The sequence below is a fragment of the Tardiphaga sp. 866_E4_N1_4 genome (assembly GCF_052076075.1).
In the GTDB taxonomy this organism is placed as follows: domain Bacteria; phylum Pseudomonadota; class Alphaproteobacteria; order Rhizobiales; family Xanthobacteraceae; genus Tardiphaga; species Tardiphaga robiniae.
Genome location: NZ_CP197242.1, coordinates 3,610,618 through 3,628,611, shown reverse-complemented (window position 1 = coordinate 3,628,611; position 17,994 = coordinate 3,610,618). Strand labels below are relative to the sequence as shown.

Genomic DNA, 17,994 nt, shown 5'->3' with positions numbered 1-17,994 from the left:
GAGATCGCGGAAAGGGGAAGCGCGTCGTACGGGCAGAGCCCCGCTACAACGACAGTCCCTCGGCCTCAGCGAATTCGGTGAGCTTCTGCCGAATCGAGACGCTGCCCGAGGGGGCGTCGAGCAGTTGTGTCATCAGCGCCTCGGCCTTTTTGGCATCGAGGTCGAGAATCATTGCCTTCACGGGACCGTGTGCGGTGGCCGACAGCGACAGCGAGCGATAGCCCATGCCAATCAGCGCCAGCGCGCCGATCGGTTGCGAGGCCATCTCGCCGCACAGCGAGACGTGACGTTTGGCGGCGTCGCCCTTTTGCACGATCTCGCGCAGTACGCGCAGGATCGGCGCCGACAGCGTATCGAAGCGTTCCGACACCTTGGCATTGCCGCGGTCGACAGCGAACAAGAACTGGAACAGGTCGTTGGAGCCGACCGAGACGAAGTCGACCTTCTTCAGGAGTTCGTCGAGCTGATAGACCAGCGCAGGCACCTCGATCATGGTGCCGACATCGATTCGCTCGGGTAGGGCATGACCGTGCTGGCGCAAATAAGTCAGCTCGCGTTCGATGATCGCCTTGGCCTGATCGAATTCGGCCACTTCCGAAATCATCGGGAACATGATGCGCAGCGCGCGGCCGCCGCCGGCGCGCAGCAATGCGCGGATCTGGCCGCGCAGCAAGCCGGGTCGATCGAGGCCAAGACGGATCGCGCGCCAGCCTAGCGCCGGGTTCTCCTCGACGATGGTCTCCATGTAAGGGAGCGCCTTGTCGCCGCCGATATCGAGGGTGCGGAACGTCACCGGCTTGGGGCCGGCAGCATCGAGCACCGCACGATACAGCGCCAGCTGATCGCTGGAGCGGGGCAGGCTTTCCCCGACCATGAATTGCAGTTCGGTGCGGAACAGGCCGATGCCCGCCGAGCCGGTATCGTCGATATGCGGCAGGTCGATGATCAGACCGGCATTGATCAGCAGGTCGACCTTCTGGCCGTCCTTGGTTACGCAGGGAAGGTCGCGCAGCGCTGAATACTGCGCCTGTCGCCGTGCGCGGAACCGCACGCGTTCGGCATAAGCGGATTCGATCTCGGCGGAGGGCCGAATATAGATCGAGCCCGAGGTGCCATCGACGATGACGGCGTCGCCTGGATCAGCAATGCCCGGCGCATTTGCGACTTCGCCGATCGCGGGAATGCCGAGCGCGCGCGCCACGATCGAGACATGCGAATTAGCCGTACCTTCCTCCAGCACCAGGCCACGCAGCTTCTTGCGATCGTAGTCGAGGAGGGCGGCTGGGCCCATCGCACGTGCGATCAGGATCGCATTGTCCGGCATCTGCTCGCGCGACGGCGCGTGATCCTGGCCGACCAGCTGCCGCATCAGGCGGTGGCCGAGATCTTCAAGATCGTGCAGGCGGTCGCGCAGATAGGGATCGGTGGAACGCAGCATGCGCGCACGGGTATCCGACTGCACGCGTTCGACGGCGGCTTCGGCGGTGAGGCCGGTGGCGACGGCTTCGTGCAGCTTGTGCGACCAGCCGTGGTCATTGGCGAACATGCGATAGGCTTCGAGGACATCGCGATGCTCGCCGCCGTCGGCGACGTCGCCGCGTTCCAGCATGCGGTCGAGGTCCGAGCGCAGCTTGGTCAGCGCGGTGTCCAGCCGTTTGATTTCCTTCGGCAGGTCTTCGGCGATGTAATTGGTGATGACGACGCGCGGCTCGTGCAGCACTACATGTCCGAGCGCGATACCATCGGAAAGGATAGCGCCGGTCTTGTGCAGGGAATGCCGCGCAGCGGGCTCGGCGCCCGGCTGCGCCAGCGCCGATAGCTCGCCGGAGGCGATCATCTCGGCCAGCACCATGGCGGTGGTTTGCAGTGCCTCGACTTCTTCCTCGACATAAGTGCGCTTGGCGCGATTCTGCACTACCAGCACGCCGAGCGTATTGCCGGCGCGCAGGATCGGCACGCCTAGGAACGAGTGATAGATCTCTTCGCCGGTCTCCGGGCGGAACGAGAACGCCGGGTGGCTCTGGGCGTCGTTGAGATTCAGCGGTGTGGCTTCGGAGGCGACCAGGCCGACTAGGCCCTCATGGGAGCTCAGCACGGTCTGGTGGACGGCGTCGCGGTTGAGGCCTTCGGTGGCGTAGAGCTCGAGTGTATTGTCGACGCGCAGCACGTATGTCGAGCAGACTTCCGCCACCATATTGGCGGCGATCAGCACCACGATCTTGTCGAGGCGTTCCTGAGCGCTGACTTGCTCCGCCATCACTTCGCGGAGCCGTCTCAGCAAGACTCGGGGGCCACCCGACGCGCTCCGCATGTGCCGACACCCTCCCCACGAGGCCGACACCTGACAAAAGCCGTGCGCCGACGCTAAGCCTCAGAAAACAATAGAATTTGCACCGCCGCGCAACAAGAGGCGCAGCGACAGAACCGTATCAGATTGTCCGAAACGGCGCCCTCAGCCGCAACGGCTGCCCATGCAGGCCGTATAGCGAATTGAGGCTTGTTTTGCCAAGCAAAACACCTGCCAGACAAGAAACACACCGTTCACATCAAAATAACGGATGTTTCAGGAAAAATTTTCTACGCTTTGTCGAGACCATACAGCGTGTGCAGGGTGCGAACCGCCAGTTCCGTATAGGCTGTATCGATCAGGACCGAGAACTTGATCTCGGACGTGGTGATTGCCCGGATATTGATCTGGCGCTCGGAAAGGGCGGCGAATGCTTGCGCGGCGACGCCGGCATGGCTGCGCATGCCAGATCCAATCACCGAGACCTTGGCGACATCGGTTGCGCTATCGATGCGGGCATAGCCGATTTTGGCCTTGGCCGCCGTGATGGTCTCTTTGGCACGGGCATAGTCGGTGGCCGGGACGGTGAAGGTCAGGTCCGTGGTCTTGCCGTCTTCGGAGACGTTCTGGACGATCATGTCCACATTGATGTTGGCTTCGGCCAATGGCACGAAGATCGAGGCGGCGACGCCCGGCTTGTCCTCGATCTGGCGGACGGAAATCTGGGCCTCGTCCTTGGAAAAGGCGATTCCGGTAACGACGTGGCTTTCCATGATTTCCTCCTCGCTGCAGATCAGCGTGCCCGGCGGGGTGCCGTGCGGGTCGATGTCTTCGGGTTTGTCGAAACTTGAGCGCACGAAAATCGGCATATTGTGGGTCATGCCGAGTTCCACGGAGCGGACCTGCAGGACCTTGGCGCCCTGCGACGCCAGTTCCAGCATTTCCTCAAACGCCACCTTGTTCATGCGTTGTGCCTTTGGCACGACGCGCGGATCGGTGGTGTAGACGCCGTCCACGTCGGTATAGATGTCGCAGCGGTCAGCCTTGACGGCGGCGGCAATTGCCACTGCCGAGGTATCGGACCCGCCGCGGCCGAGTGTGGTGACGCGGCCGGTTTCGGCATGGATGCCCTGGAATCCGGCGATGACGGCCACTTCCTTGCGCTCCTTGAAGCGCTTGATGAGCTTGTCGCCGTCGATCTCGTCGATTCTGGCCGAGGCATGGGCGTCCGACGTCTTGATCGGGATCTGCCAGCCCTGCCAGGAGCGCGCCTGGATGCCGATGGTCTGCAGCGCGATCGCCAGCAGGCCGGCGGTCACGAGCTCACCGGACGCGACTATAGCGTCGTATTCACGGGCGTCATGCATCGGCGACACTTCGGTGCACCAGGCCACCAGTTCATTGGTTTTGCCCGACATCGCCGATACCACGACCGCGACCTCATGACCGGCATCGACCTCGCGTTTGACGTGCTGCGCGACGTTGCGGATGCGGTCGATGTTGGCGACGGACGTACCGCCGAATTTCATTACGAGCCGGCCCATGACGAGTGGTGCATTCCCTGACGACAGTGGGTAAAGATACCGCGCACTACGCACGCGGGCGAAAACGCGCGTATACATAGCGGCGAGGGTGGGGGCAAGCAACCCGGGCTCCTGGTCCCTTAGAACGCACCGAGACAGGGCATTTTGGACGGTTTATGGGGCGCTATATCGACGATATCCTGCAGCCGGGCGAGAAGGTGCTGTATTCCAGCAACTTGCACTGGGTGGTCTATGTCCCAGCCATCGCGGCCTGGATTGTCTCCGCGGCTTTGCTGGTCCTGACGCGTTACGCGATCAACGAAACCCTTGTTCTGCTCTGCCTGGCATCTTCGGCGGTAGTGGCCTTCGCGGCGCTGTACTGGTCGATGAAGGGCTGGTTCCAGCGCTGGACGACCGAGACGGATGTCACCACGCTGCGGGTCGTGCACAAGGAAGGCTTCATCACGCGCAAGACTTTCGAGATCAGTATCGACAAGGTCGCGAGCGTCAGCGTCAATCAGAGCATTCTGGGACGTATCTTGAATTATGGTGACATCGCCATCGAGAACATGGGTGACGACGAAGAGATCATCAAGATGATCGCGTCACCACTCGCATTTCGCAGCCACATCACAGCGCGATAGGACAACGGCTCCACAATGGCCATGCAATCCAGCTATTCCGATGCTTCCGCATCCTCCGTCGATGCCAGCGAAGTCGCGAAATTCTCGAAGCTGTCGGAGGAATGGTGGGATCCGCGCGGCAAGATGGCGCCGCTGCACAAGATCAACCCGCTGCGCCTGACCTATATTCGCGACGCCGCCTGCCGCAAGTTCGATCGCAATGTTCGCAGTCTCAATTGCCTGAGTGGCTTGCGCATGCTCGATATCGGTTGCGGGGCTGGTCTGCTGTGTGAGCCGTTCACGCGGCTCGGCGCACAGGTGATCGGTATCGATCCCTCCGCCACCAATATCGCCGCCGCCAAGTTGCACGCCGACAAAGGGCATCTGTCGATCGATTATCGTTGCACCACCGTCGAGGAGATGGACGTGCGTGAGCGTTTCGACATCGTGCTGGCGATGGAAGTGATCGAACATGTGGTCGATGTTGGTGCTTTCCTCGATCGCTGCGCGTCGATGCTGAAGCCCGGTGGCCTGATGGTGGTGTCGACGCTGAATCGAAACTGGAAGAGCTTTGCGCTCGGCATCGTCGCCGCCGAATACGTGCTGCGCTGGCTGCCCCGTGGCACCCATCAGTGGGACAAGTTCGTCACCCCGGACGAACTCGCGCATCACCTGTCGCGCAACAAGCTGGAAATCACCGAACAATCAGGCGTGGTCTACAATCCGCTCGGTGACCGCTGGACGCTGTCGTCCGATATGGACGTGAACTATATGGTGGTCGCGGAAGAGGTGTAGCGTTTCTGTTCTGCCTGTCCCCGTCTCGACAGGTCGTCAAACCCCGTTGAGAATAATCACCGTCGGTGCCTTGGGCAGCGCATTGAGTGATATCGTCAGCGTTTGGGCGCTGCGCTGGTCGATTTCGAAATCTTTTCCGATCTTTGTCATGAAGTCGCTGAGCGGTGTCATGAAGCGATGCATGGGCAGCACCACCGAGGCGCGCAGCCGCTTGGTGATCTCGGATACGCCGTCGAGGGACATTGTGTAGCTGCCATCGATCGGCACCATCACGATGTCGAGCCGGCCGATCGCGGCGAAGTGGCTCTCGTCGAGCTTGTGATGCAGATGACCGAGATGGCCGATGCACAGGCCGGCAACCTCGAAGATGAAGATCGAATTGCCGTCCTTCACCATCTCGCCGCCGGCGTCATCGCCATAGTAGCGGCGGATGTCCGTCGTGACGTTGCGGATCAGCACATCGCCGATGCGCTCATGGATCTGCGCCGGCTGTCCACTCTCGCCCCACCCATGCAATACCGTCTTGATGCGCGGGTCGGGATACAGCGTGTAATGGGTGCTGTGGGCCCGGTTCATCGTCACCACATCCGGGATGCGATCGAGCTTGTAGATGCCGTTATAGTCGGTGGCGATAGTCACGCCGCCGGGTGTGTCGATGTAATAGGTGGAGTGCCCGGCATAGGTGATGGAGACTTCATCGGCCTTCGCAGCAGTCCGACGCAAACTGACTGGAATTGCGAGTGGTGGCCGTGTGGCCATTGCCAGACACTCACTGCCGCGCGGGGCATTTTGCGCGAGTGCTGGGGTAACAACCCAACTCATTGCCCAACAAGTCAGGGTGCCGAGGACAACAGGCAGAAATCGCAGCATGATCCGGCAGTCTCCGAATGCGCTTTGCTTCAATGTATCGCCAAAAGCGGACGCTGCAATGCTGGTTGTGGCGCCGGAGACTGCCCAAGATCGCGGCGCATCGCACGAGGCGGATGCTCGGGTGCCGCCATGGAACAGTCGCTATGCTGCGGGGATTGACACGTTGCCGCAGGTAAGATGGTTGGGTAGGTCTTGTGATCACTACCGCGAGCATTGCAGTTGTCATCCGCTTCAGTCCAGCCCTGGGAATTCGTCAGCCGCGATGATCGTCTCGCAGCGTCGCAATCGGGCTGGGTATTTGGCGCGGCGATGCTGCTGCTGACGCGGCCGCTCGATGCGGCGATTGCCGAGATCCTTCAAGCCATAGGTGCGGACGCCGAAGCAGATCGCGCATGGATGTTCGAATACGATGCCGACCATCTGCGCTTTCGCAACACCCATGAGTGGAGTCGCGGCGGGGTCGGATCATTTGTGCAGGATTTGCAGCATGTGCCGGTCACTATGATCGGCTGGCTGCATCAACGGCTGGTCCTGGGGCAGGCTGTGATGGTCAATGACATCGAGGCACTGCCACGCAGTGCCGGTGCGTTGCGCGCTGAGTTTATCCGGCAGAACAACAAAAGCGTGCTCAGTGTGCCGGTGTTTCATGACGGCAGGCTTGTCGCCTGCATCGGTTTCGATGCGGTCGCAGCATCGCGGCGGTGGTCGCATGAAATCGGTGATCTGTTTCGTTGTGCAGATCTCATCGCGGCGGCGCGTTATGGCCGGTCGCCGATCGCCTCTGCTGGGGGAGATTCGCAGGCTGCATATCCTGCGCTGATCTATCTACGCCGCCCGCATGGCATTCTTGGCACGCCATTGACCGAAATCGTCGGCCTGCGCTCGTCGAAAGACTATACCGAGGTGTGGTTGATGGATGGCGCGATGGTGCTCGATCCAAGGCCGCTGACCCAGTGGCTGGGCCTGATTCCGCCGGGCTGGTTCGTGCGCATTCATCGCACGGCCGTCGTCAATCATCAGTTTGTGCGCGAGGTCGTGCGCCGGTCGAGCGGGGCTTGGCAATTGCGCGTTCATGATTATGAAGATCATTGGCCGGTGTCTCGCGCCGGCCGAGCTGAGTTGCGTGCGCGCCTTGGTGTTTGAACTACACGATGTGAGACGAATGTGAGCGCGTTGACGACTCACGTTTTCGCGCTCGGACTTCCATCAATTCCCTGCTGATCATGACTTAATAAATAGTTATCGGCGCCAGCGCGTTGAGTGTTTTGCGCCTCGTATGTTGCTGCGTTTCAACACGCGAAAATCCTGCAGGGCATTCGTCGAACCTGTAAGTCGGTTCGTCGATCTTTGATTGCGACTCATCATGCGATCGCGTGTCTCATGGAGCTCACTCGCGTCGATCTGCGAGCTGGAGTTGGATAGTGAAGCTCCCAGTATTTTTAGTCGTCGGCGCAGCGCGCCGTAGTGGCTCGGGCAAGAGCAGTGGCACCGGCGTGCGCCCCGCTAATACGTTGATGTCGTCGACGGCTATGACGCTTTCGTTTGCTGGCCTGTTGCTGGTTGTTGCGGCTATTGCCTCGTCGCAAGCGGTTCACGCTCAGTCCTCTGGACTTGGCGGCACCGGCGGCGCTCACTCCACCAGCGATCCGAAGGCTGGCGGGGCAGGCGGTGTGATCGACCCGGCCAATGGCGGTGGCGGCGGTGGCGGCGGCGGCAGGGATGCCGACAACACGCATCCGAAAGACGCCAACCTCGGCAACGGCGGCAAGGGTGGCAGCGGTGCGCATGCCAAAGGCGGGGGACTGGGTGGCCTGGGAGGGGCTCCGGGGTTCATTGGCTCGCAACTCGTGGGCGGCGAAATCCAGGGCCAGGCCGGACAATACGGATGGTTTCCCGAGAAGGGCAAAGGCGCGGATGGAACCAACTGGTTTCACGGAATGGGTCATGACGGTGGCAGTGGCGGCGGTGGAGGTGGCGGCGGCACCGGCGCGATCTTCAGCGGGTCATTCGTTCCTGGCAATCAGTTCATTGCAGGCGGCAGAGGCGGATACGGCAGCGTCGGTGCCAATGGTGGCGATGGCGTGTTGGCCTTTTATGGCACCTTCATGGAGCCCGGTTACGGCGGCGGGGGAGGCGGAGGGGGAGGCGGAGGGGGAGGCGGCATAGGTCTCTTCTCCAGCGGAGACGCTTTAGAAACGCTTGCACCGATGATCAGAGGTGGTCTCGGCGGTTGGGGCGGCGCCGGCGGCGGTGGAGGCACTGGCGCCCCCGATGCTATCGGCAATTACTGTCCCGGCGGACAGCCACCCTGCATCACCACTGCGACCGACGGCGGCATCGGAGGTGATGGCGGAAGTGGTGGCAATGGTGGCAACGGCGGCGCCGGCATCGTCGTCTCAAGAGCGCGCATGACGGTCGTTGAAGGCGGTGCATCGGTGCTTGGTGGAGCCGGCGGCGGCGGCGGGGCCGGTGGATCTGGCGGCCAGGGCGTTTCCGGCGGCAATGGTGGCAATGGCGGTGCTGGCGGTAGCGGCGGAGATGGCGTCGTGTTGACGAGCCCCGGCACCATACGCGTCGAGCGTGGCGGACTGGTGCAGGGCGGCGACGCGGGGGGCGGCGGCGCTGCTGGCCCGGGCGGCGGCGGCTGGGAACTCGGCAATGGAAGCAGCGGTCACGCCGGCGCGAATGGAGCGGCGGGAGCCGGCATCTTCGGGCAGAGCGCCGGCATAACGGTTGTTGCAGGCGGGACGATCGAAGGCGGGCGGAATATCGATGGATCGCGTGCCGCGGCGATTTTGTTCACCGGCGGCGGCAACAGGCTCGAACTATGGTCCGGCGCGAACATTACCGGCGATGTCGTCGTCGGTCTGAATGCAAGCAATCCCAATATTTTTGCGTTGGGTGGCTCACAGAATGCGACTTTCGATCTCTCTGCACTCGGCACGAAGTATCGGGGTTTCTCAGCGCTGGAAAAAAATGGCGACGCCGTCTGGACGCTTTCGGGGATATCGGCATCCTTCGCCGGCGATTTGCGCGCCAATGCCGGCAGCCTGGCCTTTGCTGGTGGCGCCAGACTGACGACGGCCAATGGCTATGTCGGCTATGACAGCGGCGCCGATGCCAATGTCACCGTCTCTGGCCCAGGCGCATCGTGGCTCAATACCAATCTGTTCGTCGGATATCGCGGCAACGGCTCGCTCCTGATTGCCGATGGCATGCATGTGACTGCAGCGACCGCTTCAATTGGCAACGATGCGTCTTATGTCACGCATGGCACGGTGAAGGTCGATGGCATCGGGTCGGCGCTCGATGCCCAGACCCTGAAGATCGGCGCAGCGTCCGTCGGCGCGCTGACGGTGAGTAATGGGGGCGTTGCGAAAGCGCGTACGATTCAAGTAGGCGCCTCTGGTGTCAGCGGTGCGTTGAGTATCGGATCCGAGCCCGGGGCAGCGGCTCTGGCGCCTGGTGTTGTGACAGGCCCGATTGAACTCGCACAAAGCGGCACGCTCAATTTCAACCATACGAGCGGCGACTATCTCTTCAATAATCTCATCACCGGCAATGGCGCGATCAATGTGCTGTCAGGCACCACGATCCTGTCCGGCCGCAGTGTGGCTTTCACGGGCACCACAGAAATCTTAAGCGCAACGCTTGGCGTGACCGGACAACTGGGTGGCACGGTCAATGTCGATGCGGGCGGACGTCTCACCGGCAACGGCATCGTCGGTGCCACCACGGTGCTCAATGGCGGCACGCTGGCGCCGGGTGGGACGGGTCGTCTGACGGTGAACGGCAACCTGTCCATGCTCACCGGCAGCGCCTTTGATTTCAATCTCGGCCATTTTTCGAACGGCGCAGCCTCGACGACGTCAGCGAGCGTCTTTGCAAATGGCGATGTTTCGCTCCACGACGTGACGTTCAATATCAGTGGTACGGGCGAGCCTGCGGTCGGTTACTATCGTATGATCAACTACACCGGCGGTTCGTCGATCTCCGGATTGACCATCGGCACGATGCCCCCGATCTCGGGGCTGTTCCCCGTCACCTATTCGATCGACAGCTCGCGGCTCCATGTGGTCGATCTCATTGCTTCGCCCAACGGCACCGACATCCTTCAACGTTGGGATGATGCGTCGAGCGGTACCGCGGGTGGCAGCGGAACCTGGAATGCGCTTAATAACAACTGGTTTGATTTGGGCGGTGTTGCCAATACCCAGTGGGGATCCATTTATGGCGTCTTCAACGGCCCGGGCGGCACGGTCACGATAGATGGATCGCAGAAATTCTATGGACTGCAATTCGTCGGCGGTCTCTACAACCTTGTTCAAGGCACTGGCGAACTGCGGCCAACCGCGCTGGGCGGTTCGGACGGTATTGGTGAGCTGCGTGTTCTGTCCAGCGAGACGGCGACGATTTCGGCTCCGATTGTAGGCGCCGGTGGTGTGAACAAGACGGGTGGCGGCACGCTCGTACTCGCTGGCGCCAGCACCTATGCTGGCGGCACGACCATCAGCGGCGGCACGCTGCAGATTTCGTCGAATGCGAATCTCGGCGCTGCAACCGGCGGTCTCACCTTCGACAACGGCATCTTGCATACGACTGCAAACATTGCCTCAGCGCGGAACGTCTCGCTGCTCGGGATCGGCGAGATCGATGCCGACGCCGCAACGGCGCTGGTGCTCACCGGTACGGTGTCCGGCACCGGCAGCTTGATCAAGGCCGGCGACGGCACTCTGTTGTTGGCCAATACCAACAGCTGGACTGGCGGCATACTACTCGAAGCTGGCACGCTGCAGCTTGGCGCTTCCGGTGCACTGCCCAACGGCAGTGACGTGACCGTCTATAGCGGCAAGCTCGATCTCAACGGTTACAACACCACGACGCATTCGCTGATCGGCTTCGGTGGCGAGATTGCGCTCGCCAGTGCGCAACTGACGCTCGATCAGGCGAGCGATACGGTCATCGCAAGTACAATCACGGGCGTGGGCGGCAGCCTCGTGAAATCCGGCAGCGGCACGCTGCTGTTGTCTGGAGCGAATACTTACACGGGCGGCACGACAGTTTCCGGCGGCGCTGTTGCAGTTATCGCGGACGCCAATCTCGGCACGGGCACGCTGACGCTCTCGGGTGGCACGCTGCTGACGCTGGCCGATGTCACGTCCGTGCGAAGTATTGTGCTTTCCGGCAGCGGCACGATCGAGACGCTGGTCGGAACGACATTCACGACCACAGGAAGTGTCTCGGGCGCCGGCGCATTGACCAAGGATGGCTGGGGCACGCTCGTTCTGGGAGGCACCAACTCTTTTAACGGCGGCACGACGATCAATGCCGGCACGCTGCAGATCGGCAATGGCGGGATCACCGGCACACTGTCCGGCAACGTAACGAACAATGGTATTCTGGCATTCAACCGATCCGATAATTTCTCCTATAATGACGTCATCTCCGGTCCCGGCGCTTTCGTCCAGGTCGGGGCGGGCCTTACGGCGTTTGGCAATGACAACACTTATAGCGGCGGCACGTTGATCTCTGCCGGTACGCTGCAGCTCGGCACTGGCAGCACGGCGGGCTCTATCATTGGCGATGTCATCAACAACGGCACGTTCCAGATTTTCCGTTCCGATGTCTACACATTCGGTGGCACGATCACGGGAATCGGCATGTTCCGGCATGTCGGCACCGGCACGACGGTCCTGACGGCAGACAATACTTACAGCGGTGGCACGGAGATCACGCAGGGCATTCTGCAGATCGGTGATGGTGGTTTCACAGGATCGATCATCGGCAATGTCATCAACAATGGCGAACTTGTCGCGAAGCGCGACGGGCTGCTGACATTGGCGGGTGCCATCTCGGGCAGTGGTTCATTCACGCAGAGCGGTTTGGGTATCACGCGCCTCGACGGACTCAATAGCTATACGGGCGCCACCGACGTCAAGGCCGGAACGCTCAGCGTCAACGGCTCGATCGCCGCGTCGTCGCTGGTGAGCGTCGAACGCGGCGCGACGCTCGGCGGCAACGGCATCGTCAGCACCACACAGATCCACGATGGCGGCATGCTGTCGCCCGGAAATTCGGTCGGGCTGCTGTCCGTACAAGGCAATCTGACGTTTGCCGCTGCTTCGAGCTACATGGTTGAGGTATCTGGCTCGGCGGCGGACCAGACCAATGTCACAGGCACCGCGTCGCTCAACAATGCAGGCGTTCGCGTCAGCTTCGATCCCGCGGCCTATGTGCGTGAACGCTATACCATTTTGAACGCCGCAGGCGGCATGACGGGCACGTTCAGCCCGAATATCGTCAGCGACGAACCACCCTCGTTCATCACGACGCTCAGCTACGATGCTCAAAACGTCTATCTCAATGTCGATCTGAAGCTGACCGGTCTCAACATCAATCAGAACAACATCGCCTCGTCGCTGAATGCCTATTTCGGCAGCCATGGCGGCATCCCCTATGCGCTCGGCGCGATGGCGCCGGAAGATCTGACGCAATCGTCGGGCGAACTCTCGACCGGCGTGCAACAGAGCACCGTGCAGGCCATGACGCAGTTCATGGGCGTGCTGACCGATCCCTTCGCTGCCAATCGCGGTCTCGCAACCGTGAACACAGCTTCGAATGCCTTCGCGGCGGCCGATCGTTCACCGACGCCCTGGCGCGACGCCTACGGTGCGATCACCAAGGCGCCACTTGCGACGGCGAGTTTCGAGGCGCGATGGAATGTCTGGGCCGCGGGCTTCGGTGGTGGTCAGGCGACCGACGGCAATACGGTCGTCGGTTCGCATAATAGCAGCAGCCGGATCGGGGGCATTGCCGTCGGTGCCGATACCTGGCTGTCGCCGCAGATGCTTGCCGGCTTCGCCGTGGCTGGCGGCGGCACCAGCTTCGGCTTGTCGGATAATCTCGGTTCAGGACATTCGGACCTGTTCCAGATAGGTGGTTTCATCCGCCATCACCAAGGCCCCGCTTATATCACAACTGCGCTCGCTTACGGATGGCAGAACGTCACCACCGAGCGGCTGGTGACCATCGTCGATGCCGACCGGCTGCGCGCGAACTTCACCGCGCACGCTTTCTCGGCGCGCGCCGAAGCCGGTCATCGGAGCGTGCTGCCGTGGCTTGGCGGCGTGGGTTTGACGCCCTATGCCGCGGGCCAGGTCACGAATATCGACCTGCCAGCCTATGCTGAGACGCTTGTCTCCGGCGGCAATGATTTCGCGCTTAGTTACACCGGACGCAACGTCACTGCCACGCGTAGCGAGCTCGGCTTGCGCACCGACAAATCCTTCGCTCTCGACACCGCGTTGCTCACGTTGCGCGGGCGCGCCGCATGGGCGCATGACTTCAATCGCGATCGCGTCGCGCAGGCCTCGTTCCAGTTGCTGCCTGGCGCGAGCTTCGTCGTCAACGGCGCGGCGATGGCGCCCGATGCGGCACTGACCAGCGCGAGTGCGGAGGTCATGCTCGGCAGCGGGCTGTCGGTCGCAGCGACCTATGAGGGCGAGTTCTCCAACCTCACCCGCAGCCATGCTGGCAAGGGCGTCGTGCGCTTCGTCTGGTAAGCCACGTCCGAGGCGGTCGCGATCGCATCGCAGGCATGGGCGCAGGCCGCTTGACCCTGCGGCGTGACGCAGTCAGGTTCCGCGCCATCGCTTGCGGACCCGTCCTGCCTCATGTTCACCATCGCCTCGCTCTGGATCTCCTTCACTATCATCGCCTCGCTGGGGCAGGTGACGCGCAATGCCATGCAGCGTTCGCTCACCGAGCCGCTCGGGACCTGGGGCGCGACCAACATCCGTTTCCTGTTCGGCTTCCCGTTTTCAATCGTCTTTTTCGTGGTGATCATCCTGGCGACGGGCGACAAGGTGCCGTGGCCATCAGCCGAATTCTGGCCGTGGCTGCTACTCGGCGCGCTGAGCCAGATATTTGCTACGGGGCTCATGCTGGCAGCGATGAATGATCGCTCCTTTGTGGTGACTACGGCCTATCTCAAGACCGAGGCGATCCAGACTGCGATTTTCGGTTTTGTCATTCTCGGCGATCGTTTGACGGTGCTGAAGGTCGCGGCGATCCTGATTGCCACTATCGGAGTCGTCGTGACGGCACTACGGCCCGGTACCACGCGCAACATCGCCAGCATCCGGCCGACCGTCCTCGGGCTGGTTGCGGCGGCGGCTTTCGCACTGTCGGCCGTTGGTTTTCGCGGCGCCATCATCGCTGTGCCCGACGTTAGCTTCGTCACAGCGGCATCCTATGCGCTGGTCTGGGCACTGTTCGTGCAGACCTTGATCCTGACCATCTATCTGCTGGCCCGGGCACCCAAGGTTCTGAGCGACATCCTCGGCTTGTGGAAGCCATCGATGCTGGCCGGCTTCATGGGTGCGGTAGCCTCGCAATTCTGGTTCCTGGCCTTTGCACTTACAGCTGCCGCCAACGTGCGGACGCTGGCGCTGGTCGAGGTGCTGTTCGCGCAGGCTGTCGCCTATTATTCGTTCAAGCAGCCCCTTTCGGCACGCGAATTGTCGGGGATCGCGCTGATTGTCGTCGGCGTGGCGATGCTGGTTGCGGTGTGACGGCGCATTGCGCGTGATGTCTCTTTCGTGGGCGCGTCTGCTGCGATAGGACTGATCGCAGCCCTCCCCGTGCCGATCCCGAGACCAGATTGATGCGCATCCTGTCCCTGTTCTTCCTGCTGCTTGTCGCCAACCCGGCCTCGGCGGTCGAAGCCATCGTCAAGGACGGCGACACCATCCAGATCGGCAATGTCGCCTACAAGCTTGCCGGCCTGGACGCGCCGGAGGTGGATCAGCCCTGTGTCGACGAACATGCCGACAACTGGGGCTGCGGCGTCGAAGCAAGGGACCAACTGGTGAAGCTGATCGGCAAGCGCGAGGTTCGCTGTGAGGACCTTGGCGAGGACAAGATCTACAAGAACCGTCGCGCCGGTCTCTGCAGTGTCGTTGGCGAGACGGGTAGCCTCAATCAGGCGGTGATCCAATCGGGCTATGCGGTGAGCATCGAACCGTCGGACAAGGCAAGCGCCAAGACCAGCTTCAAGCCCGATGAGACGGCGGCCAAGGACAAGCGCCAAGGGCTGTGGCGCGGGTGCTTCGTGACGCCCGCGGAGTTCCGCCGCAAGGCGAGTGACAGCCCATTGCTCGGCTCGGCCTGTCGGAGCGACAAGGACAAGGAGCTGCGCGCGGCGCTGTTTCCCACCGATCTCGCGATGCCGGCGGGCTGCAATATCCGGGCGAAACAGGTCCGCCGCGCCAAGTTTACCGGACATGTCGGTGTCTATCTCATCCCCCAGTGCCAGAATTATGCGACCCAGCCGAAGCCGGATCGCTGGTTCTGCAGCGAGGACGACGCCCGCGCCGCGGGTTACCGCAAGGCGCTCAACTGTCAGGCCCCCAGTCGCCGCAACTGAGCGATGAGCCGGTGGCGCTGGACGCCGCCGGCTGAACCACGTAGCAAATCAGGACGCCGAAATGAGCCGGGCGCGTGCGCCCAAAACCTGTTTAGGGGGCTTATTCCAGTATGCGAAATCCGGAGTAAAGCGCGTGGCCGAGAACACCAGTTCGTCAGCATCGATCGAAGCCGTTGAGCGCAGCCTGGCTTCTGCCGGCTATATCGCCAGCCGGCAGATCGCCACCGCTGTCTATCTCGCTGAGAAGATCGAGAAACCGATCCTGGTTGAAGGCCCGGCCGGCGTCGGCAAGACCGAACTCGCCAAGGCGATCGCCGCGTCGCGCGGCCTCGAGATGATCCGCATGCAGTGCTATGAGGGTCTCGACGAGGCCAAAGCGCTGTATGAGTGGAAATACGCCAAGCAGCTGCTCTACACCCAGATATTGAAGGATAAGCTCGGCGAAGTGCTGGGCGGCGCCGATACGCTCGCCAAGGCGCTGGAGCAGCTGCACGATTTCGGCGACGTGTTCTTCTCCAAGGAGTTCGTCGAGCCGCGTCCGTTGCTGCGCGCTCTGGAACAGCCGATGGGCTGCGTGCTCCTGATCGACGAGATCGACAAGTCCGACGCCGAATTCGAATCACTGCTGCTCGAAATCCTGTCCGACTTCCAGGTCACGATCCCCGAGCTCGGCACCGTCGTAGCCATCGTACCACCGACCGTGATCCTGACCTCGAACGGCGAACGTGATCTTGGCGATGCGTTGAAGCGCCGCTGCCTGCATCTGCATATCGGCTTTCCCGAGCCCAAGCTCGAAGAGCGCATCGTCGAGACTCGCGTGCCTGGCGTGTCCACCACCTTGCGCAAGCAGCTTGTTGGTTTCGTCAATCAGGTCCGCACGCTGGACCTGAAGAAACTACCGTCGGTCAGCGAGACTATCGACTGGGCCAAGGTGCTGGTGCTGCTCGGCGCATCCGAACTCGGCCACGAGATGGTCAAGGATACGCTCAACGTGCTGCTGAAATACGAAGGCGATATTGAAGCGACACTGCCGCAGGTCTCGGGCTTCGTTGCCAAGGCCGACCGGCAGGGCGTGTTCGGTTAGCCATGCGCGACACGCTGCATCGCTTCTTTCGGGCGGCGCGCGGCGCCGGAGTCAGGATTTCGCCTGCCGAAAGTATCGATGCGATGCGTGCCGTCGCCGAAGTGGGCCCCGCCGATCGCGCGATCCTGCGCGATGCGCTGCTGCTGACCATGGCGAAGTCCAGCGAGGAGAAGGCGGCGCTCGCTGCCTGTTTCGATACGTTCTTCACCCATCCTGATTTCGACGCGCCGTCCGCGGCAAATGCCGACGACGAGACTGGCGAGGGGGCAAGCGAGAGCGGGACCGACGCCGCGGCAGGCACCGCGTCGGTACAGGCTTCGACCGAACTCGGTTCGCTGGCGCAGATGCTGCTGGCGCAGGACCGCGCCGCCATTGCCGCGGCGCTTTCAAACGCATCGAATGCCGCCGGCCTGACCGACATCCGTGTCTTCACCCAGCGGGGGCTGTTTGCCAGCCGGGTGCTCGAGCAGCTCGGGATCGCGCAACTGCGCGACGACATCGACGCGCTCACGACCCGCAATCCAGCAGATGCAGAACGGCTTGCAACGGCGCTCGCCAGCCTGCGCGAGACCGTCAGCGAAATGGTCGCGCAGGCGCTTTTGCTCTATGGCCGCGAGGAGAAAGAGGCGCTGCGCAATGAGATCCTGCGCAATGCGCCGATGGCGCGGCTGGAACAGCGCCAGATCGCGCAGATGCGCGTTCTGATCCGGCAGATCGCGCGGCGGCTGCGCGAGCGCTTCAGCAAGCCGCGCAAACGGCAGCGCCGTGGCCATCTCGATGTCCGCCGCACCATCCGCCGCAATGCCGCCTGGGGCGGCGTGCCGTTCATGACGGCATGGAAGCGCCGTCATCGTGACAAACCGAAGATCGTCGCGATCTGCGACGTCTCGGGCTCGGTCGCGCAGGTCTCCGACTTCTTCCTGCTGCTGATCCACAGCCTGCATGAAGTTGTATCCGATGTGCGCTCCTTCGCTTTTTCCGGCAACCTGATCGAAGTCAGTGAAGTCCTGGAGAAGAACAAACCTGAAGAGGCGATGAAGCAGATCATGTCTTCTGTGGGCTATGGATCGTCCGACTATGGTCGCTCCTTCGTCGATTTCGAGAAGGGGTTCATGAGCGCGATCACGGCCCAAACCACGGTCATTGTGCTCGGCGATGCTCGCAGCAACAATCTCGATCCGCGCGCCGACATCCTGCGCCGCATCGGCGAGCGCTCGAAGCGGTTGGTCTGGCTCAATCCCGAGGGCCGCATGGGCTGGGGCTTCGGCGATTCCGAAATGCCGCGCTATGCGACCTTCTGCAATGTCGTGCGCCAGTGCGCGACGGCGCAGCAACTCGAACGCGCCGTCGCCGATATCGTGGCGACCTATCAATAGCCGTCGCGA

The 17,994-nt window shown here is 62.2% G+C and carries 11 protein-coding genes; 8 read left to right on the top strand and 3 right to left on the bottom strand.

Annotated features, from left to right (window positions below; genetic code table 11):
• Positions 1–43 precede the first annotated feature (43 nt).
• Both ptsP and AB8B20_RS17695 read right to left on the bottom strand, forming a co-directional pair.
• Positions 44–2,311 (bottom strand): phosphoenolpyruvate--protein phosphotransferase, encoded by a 2,268-nt coding sequence (ptsP, locus tag AB8B20_RS17700; protein WP_089267721.1) that lies wholly within the window; start codon positions 2,309–2,311, stop codon positions 44–46.
• 266 nt (positions 2,312–2,577) lie between these two features.
• On the bottom strand, positions 2,578–3,831 hold the full coding sequence (locus AB8B20_RS17695) for an aspartate kinase (protein ID WP_089267720.1): 1,254 nt from the start codon (positions 3,829–3,831) through the stop codon (positions 2,578–2,580).
• Positions 3,832–3,986: 155 nt separating this feature from the next.
• Here AB8B20_RS17695 and AB8B20_RS17690 point away from each other — a divergent pair, with 155 nt between their 5' ends.
• Both AB8B20_RS17690 and ubiG read left to right on the top strand, forming a co-directional pair.
• Complete coding sequence (locus tag AB8B20_RS17690) at positions 3,987–4,454, top strand: PH domain-containing protein (protein ID WP_089267719.1); 468 nt, start codon at positions 3,987–3,989, stop codon at positions 4,452–4,454.
• Between the two features lie 15 nt (positions 4,455–4,469).
• Positions 4,470–5,228 (top strand): bifunctional 2-polyprenyl-6-hydroxyphenol methylase/3-demethylubiquinol 3-O-methyltransferase UbiG, encoded by a 759-nt coding sequence (gene ubiG, locus AB8B20_RS17685; RefSeq protein WP_175368066.1) that lies wholly within the window; start codon positions 4,470–4,472, stop codon positions 5,226–5,228.
• Positions 5,229–5,264: 36 nt separating this feature from the next.
• Here ubiG and AB8B20_RS17680 read toward each other — a convergent pair whose 3' ends face one another.
• Positions 5,265–6,098 carry an MBL fold metallo-hydrolase gene (locus AB8B20_RS17680; protein WP_089267717.1) on the bottom strand — a complete coding sequence of 278 codons (834 nt, stop codon included), beginning with the start codon at positions 6,096–6,098 and terminating at the stop codon, positions 5,265–5,267.
• A 309-nt stretch (positions 6,099–6,407) separates the two neighbouring features.
• On the opposite strand from AB8B20_RS17680, the gene AB8B20_RS17675 reads away from it, so the two are divergent.
• The 6 genes from AB8B20_RS17675 to AB8B20_RS17650 all read left to right on the top strand — a co-directional run bounded on the left by AB8B20_RS17675 (position 6,408) and on the right by AB8B20_RS17650 (position 17,985).
• Positions 6,408–7,241 (top strand): LytTR family transcriptional regulator DNA-binding domain-containing protein, encoded by an 834-nt coding sequence (locus AB8B20_RS17675; protein ID WP_439074473.1) that lies wholly within the window; start codon positions 6,408–6,410, stop codon positions 7,239–7,241.
• Positions 7,242–7,519: 278 nt separating this feature from the next.
• A complete protein-coding gene (locus tag AB8B20_RS17670; RefSeq protein ID WP_439074474.1) occupies positions 7,520–13,660 on the top strand; it encodes an autotransporter-associated beta strand repeat-containing protein in 6,141 nt (2,046 codons plus the stop codon).
• A 111-nt stretch (positions 13,661–13,771) separates the two neighbouring features.
• Positions 13,772–14,671 (top strand): EamA family transporter, encoded by a 900-nt coding sequence (locus tag AB8B20_RS17665; protein WP_439074475.1) that lies wholly within the window; start codon positions 13,772–13,774, stop codon positions 14,669–14,671.
• A 92-nt stretch (positions 14,672–14,763) separates the two neighbouring features.
• The gene (locus AB8B20_RS17660) at positions 14,764–15,525 is read left to right on the top strand and encodes a thermonuclease family protein (RefSeq protein ID WP_439074476.1); all 762 of its coding nucleotides are present in this window, start codon (positions 14,764–14,766) and stop codon (positions 15,523–15,525) included.
• Positions 15,526–15,658: 133 nt separating this feature from the next.
• Positions 15,659–16,609, top strand: a complete 951-nt coding sequence (locus AB8B20_RS17655; RefSeq protein WP_439074477.1) for an AAA family ATPase — start codon at positions 15,659–15,661, stop codon at positions 16,607–16,609.
• A 2-nt stretch (positions 16,610–16,611) separates the two neighbouring features.
• Positions 16,612–17,985: a VWA domain-containing protein gene (locus AB8B20_RS17650; protein ID WP_439074478.1), complete on the top strand. Its 1,374-nt coding sequence runs from the start codon at positions 16,612–16,614 to the stop codon at positions 17,983–17,985.
• The last annotated feature ends 9 nt before the right edge of the window (positions 17,986–17,994 follow it).

Bases quoted from the DNA above. Each gene is read 5' to 3' on its own strand.
- ptsP (WP_089267721.1), bottom strand. From the start codon at position 2,311: ATGCGGAGCGCGTCGGGTGGCCCCCGAGTCTTGCTGAGACGGCTCCGC.
- AB8B20_RS17695 (WP_089267720.1), bottom strand. From the start codon at position 3,831: ATGGGCCGGCTCGTAATGAAATTCGGCGGTACGTCCGTCGCCAACATC.
- AB8B20_RS17690 (WP_089267719.1), top strand. From the start codon at position 3,987: ATGGGGCGCTATATCGACGATATCCTGCAGCCGGGCGAGAAGGTGCTG.
- ubiG (WP_175368066.1), top strand. From the start codon at position 4,470: ATGGCCATGCAATCCAGCTATTCCGATGCTTCCGCATCCTCCGTCGAT.
- AB8B20_RS17680 (WP_089267717.1), bottom strand. From the start codon at position 6,098: ATGCTGCGATTTCTGCCTGTTGTCCTCGGCACCCTGACTTGTTGGGCA.
- AB8B20_RS17675 (WP_439074473.1), top strand. From the start codon at position 6,408: ATGCTGCTGCTGACGCGGCCGCTCGATGCGGCGATTGCCGAGATCCTT.
- AB8B20_RS17665 (WP_439074475.1), top strand. From the start codon at position 13,772: ATGTTCACCATCGCCTCGCTCTGGATCTCCTTCACTATCATCGCCTCG.
- AB8B20_RS17660 (WP_439074476.1), top strand. From the start codon at position 14,764: ATGCGCATCCTGTCCCTGTTCTTCCTGCTGCTTGTCGCCAACCCGGCC.
- AB8B20_RS17650 (WP_439074478.1), top strand. From the start codon at position 16,612: ATGCGCGACACGCTGCATCGCTTCTTTCGGGCGGCGCGCGGCGCCGGA.